Origin of the sequence: Peterkaempfera griseoplana (assembly GCF_001418575.1) — a bacterium.
GTDB classification, from domain to species: domain Bacteria; phylum Actinomycetota; class Actinomycetes; order Streptomycetales; family Streptomycetaceae; genus Peterkaempfera; species Peterkaempfera griseoplana.
Genome location: NZ_LIQR01000534.1, coordinates 1 through 3860, shown reverse-complemented (window position 1 = coordinate 3860; position 3860 = coordinate 1). Strand labels below are relative to the sequence as shown.

Annotated in this window: 3 protein-coding genes; all 3 read right to left on the bottom strand. The window is 71.8% G+C overall.

What is annotated here, in order from left to right; genetic code table 11:
* Positions 1-262 (bottom strand): biotin/lipoyl-containing protein (locus AOK09_RS31955; RefSeq protein WP_322973229.1); only part of this gene is annotated, 262 nt, incomplete at its 3' end.
* 54 nt (positions 263-316) lie between these two features.
* Entirely contained in the window at positions 317-1705 is a 1389-nt protein-coding gene (lpdA, locus tag AOK09_RS31950) for a dihydrolipoyl dehydrogenase (RefSeq protein WP_055590718.1), read from the bottom strand.
* 304 nt (positions 1706-2009) lie between these two features.
* Complete coding sequence (locus AOK09_RS31945) at positions 2010-3515, bottom strand: leucyl aminopeptidase (RefSeq protein WP_055590717.1); 1506 nt, start codon at positions 3513-3515, stop codon at positions 2010-2012.
* Between the last annotated feature and the right edge of the window lie 345 nt (positions 3516-3860).

Below are 3860 nucleotides of genomic sequence, written 5' to 3'. Positions count from 1 at the left end.
CCGGGGCGGCGGCCGGGGCGCCGGAGCCGTCGTCGATGACGGCCAGCTCGGCGCCGACCTCCACCGTCTCGTCCTCGGCGACCTTGATGGAGGCGAGGATGCCCGACGCGGGCGCCGGGATCTCGGTGTCGACCTTGTCGGTGGAGACCTCGAGCAGCGGCTCGTCGGCCTCCACCCGGTCACCCTCGGCCTTGAGCCAGCGGGTGACAGTGCCCTCGGACACGCTCTCGCCGAGCGCGGGCAGCGTTACTGAGACCGCCATGGTTTCAGGAACTCCTTCAGTCGTGCGGTGCGGATGTGGTGGCGTGTCCTGGGCTCAGTCGTGGTTGTGGAGCGGCTTGCCGGCCAGCGCCAGGTGAGCCTCGCCGAGGGCCTCGGACTGCGTCGGGTGGGCGTGGATGAGCTGCGCGACCTCCGCCGGCAGCGCCTCCCAGTTGTAGATCAGCTGGGCCTCGCCGACCTGCTCGCCCATGCGGGCGCCGACCATGTGGACGCCGACGACGGCGCCGTCCTCGACCTGGACGAGCTTGATCTCGCCCGCGGTCTTGAGGATCTTGCTCTTGCCGTTGCCGGCCAGGTTGAACTTGGCGACCTTGACCTTCTCGGCGCCGTAGATCTCCTTGGCCTTGGCCTCGGAGATGCCCACCGAGGCGACCTCGGGGTTGCAGTAGGTCACCCGGGGCACGCCGTCGTAGTCGATCGGGACGACCTGCAGGCCGGCCAGCCGCTCGGCCACCAGGATGCCCTCGGCGAAGCCCACGTGGGCCAGCTGCAGGGTCGGGACCAGGTCGCCGACGGCGGAGACGGTGGGCACGTTGGTCCGCATGTACTCGTCGACCAGGACGTAGCCGCGGTCCATCGCGATGCCGGACTCCTCGTAGCCCAGGCCCTGCGAGACCGGGCCGCGGCCGATGGCGACCAGCAGCACGTCGGCGTCGATCTGCTTGCCGTTCTCGGTGGAGACGCGCACACCGGACTCGGTGTACTCCACGCCCGAGAAGCGGGCCTTCAGCTCGAACTTGATACCGCGCTTGCGGAAGGCGCGCTCCAGCAGCTTGGAGCTGCCCTCGTCCTCCAGCGGCACCAGGTGCGGCAGCGCCTCGACGATGGTCACGTCCACGCCGAAGGACTTCCACACGGAGGCGAACTCGACGCCGATCACGCCGCCGCCCAGGATCACCGCCGACTTGGGGATGTAGTCCAGCTTCAGCGCGTGGTCCGAGGAGATCACCCGGTTGCCGTCGATGGTCAGCCCCGGCAGCGACTTCGGCACGGAGCCGGTCGCCAGCACGATGTGGCGGCCCTCGTAGCGCTGGCCGTTCACATCCACCGAGGTGGGGGAGGACAGCCGGCCCTCGCCCGTCACATAGGTGATCTTGCGGGAGGCCACCAGGCCCTGCAGGCCCTTGTAGAGGCCGCCGATCACGTCGTCCTTGTACTTGTGCACACCCGGAAGGTCGATGCCCTCGAAGGTGGCCTTCACTCCGAACTGGGCGGCCTCACGGGTCTCGTCGGCCACCTCGGCCGCGTGCAGCAGAGCCTTGGTGGGGATGCAACCGCGGTGCAGGCAGGTGCCTCCCAGCTCGCCCTTCTCGATCAGCGCGACCTGAAGCCCCAGCTGGGCCGCGCGCAGCGCCGCGGCGTAACCGCCGCTTCCGCCTCCGAGAATGACTACGTCGAAAACGGTGCTGGCGTCGTTCGCCACGTCACGTCCTCCATGCATGGGTGCGTATGCCCGGCCGGTCTGGGACCGGGTCGGGCTCCCTTGTGGGGAGCCCAGTCGTGCCGGAAATACATCTTCGCACTTGTTCGCGGGTGCCGATGTCCGGGGTCGCTCCGCGGACACCCCACGGGGGGCGCGCGCCGCCCCGTCCGCCCCCTCTGGGTCGATATCGCCGCAGCTCACAGCGGTGCGGCCGGTTCGGTGAGGGTGCCCGGAACGCGGACGGGGCCCGGAAGGAGATCCCTCCGGGCCCCGGTCGCGCCCCTGGGGCGCGCCCTCGGCGGTGCTACAGCAGCTCGCCCGCGGCCGCGTCCTCGGCCAGCTGCACCAGGGTGCGCACGGCGGAGCCGGTGCCGCCCTTGGGGGTGTAGCCGTACGGCTGGCCCTCGTGGAAGGCCGGGCCGGCGATGTCCAGGTGCGCCCAGGTGATGCCGTCGGCGACGAACTCCTTGAGGAAGAGCCCGGCCACCAGGCCGCCGCCCATCCGCTCGCCCATGTTGGCGATGTCGGCGACCGAGGAGTCCATGCCCTTGCGCAGCTCGGCGGGGAGCGGCATCGGCCACGCCTGCTCGCCGGCCCGCCGGGTGGCGTCGAAGATCCGGTCCCGGAAGTCGTCCTCGTTGGCCATGATGCCGAAGGTGCGGTTGCCCAGGGCCAGCATCATGGCGCCGGTCAGGGTGGCCACGTCCACGATGGCGTCCGGGTTCTCCTCACCGGCGCGGACGATCGCGTCGGCCAGCACCAGCCGGCCCTCGGCGTCGGTGTTGAGCACCTCCACCGTCTTGCCGCCGTACATCCGCAGCACGTCGCCGGGCCGGGTGGCGGAACCCGAGGGCATGTTCTCGGCCAGCGCCAGCCAGCCGGTGACGTTGACCTCCAGGCCCAGCCGGGAGGCGGCGACCACGGAGGCGAAGACGGCGGCGGCGCCGGACATGTCGCACTTCATGGTCTCGTTGTGGCCGGCCGGCTTCAGCGAGATGCCGCCCGAGTCGTAGGTGATGCCCTTGCCGACGAACGCCAGCGACGCCCGGGCCTTGGGGTGGGTGTAGGCGATCTTGACCAGCCGCGGCGGGGTGGCCGAGCCCTGGCCGACACCGAGGATGCCGCCGTAGGAGCCCTTGGCGAGCGCCTTCTCGTCCAGCACCTCGACCTTGAGGCCGTACTCCTTGCCGGCGGCCTGCACCGCGGCGGCGAACGACTTGGGGTTGAGGTCGTTGGAGGGGGTGTTCACCAGGTCGCGGGTGCGGTTCATCTCCTCCGCGAGCACGGTGGCGCGCTCGGCGGCGGCCTTGGCCTCCTTCTGGCCCTTGCGGGGGGCCAGCACGGTGAGCTCGGCGACCGGAGCCTTGCCGTTGCCGTTGGTGCGGTAGGCGGTGAAGGCGTAGGCGCCCAGCAGACCGCCCAGCGCCACCGCCTCGACCTCGGCGGGGGTCGCGGCGGGCAGCGCCAGCGCGGCCTTGCGGCTGCCGGCCAGCGTACGGGCGGCGACACCGGCGGCGCGGCGCAACGTTTCGGCACCGTAGCCGCCGTCCGCGGGTGCGTCACCGAGGCCGACCGCGAGCACAAACCCGGCCTTCAGGCCGGCGGGGGCGGGCAGCTTGACGGCCTCGCCCTCGGCGCCGGACACCCCGAGGGTGTCGAGGATCTCGGCCAGCCGGCCGTCGAAGGCCTCGGCCACCGTCTCGGCGCCGGGCGCCGGCACCAGTCCCTTGTCGCCCTTCGCCACACCGACGACGACGGCGTCCACACGCAGCGACGCCGCGGAGGAGGTGCTCACAGACAATGCAGTCACGGTTAATGCGTCCTGTTCTCGTGCGGTCCATAGCCGGAAGCGGTTCAGACGGGTCGCTTCGGCCGTCGGCGGACCCCGACCTCCGATTTCCGGCCCCCTCGCGTCAGACGCTACGACGTGAGGGCTTCGTAAGGGGGTTCCCGGGCTGTCCGTGCCTCACGCATGGTAGTCCGCATACTGGACGGTGGCGGCTCAGGAGGGCCCTTGCCGCGCAACCAGTGCGGCGGGTACTCGCCACCGGCGGTCGACCGCCACCCGCCGGCCGCCCACGGCGCGACCCCCGCAGGGCGGACGCCGCCGCACCGCCGGGGCCGGAGGCCGCCCCGACGAGGGCCCGCCCGCCAC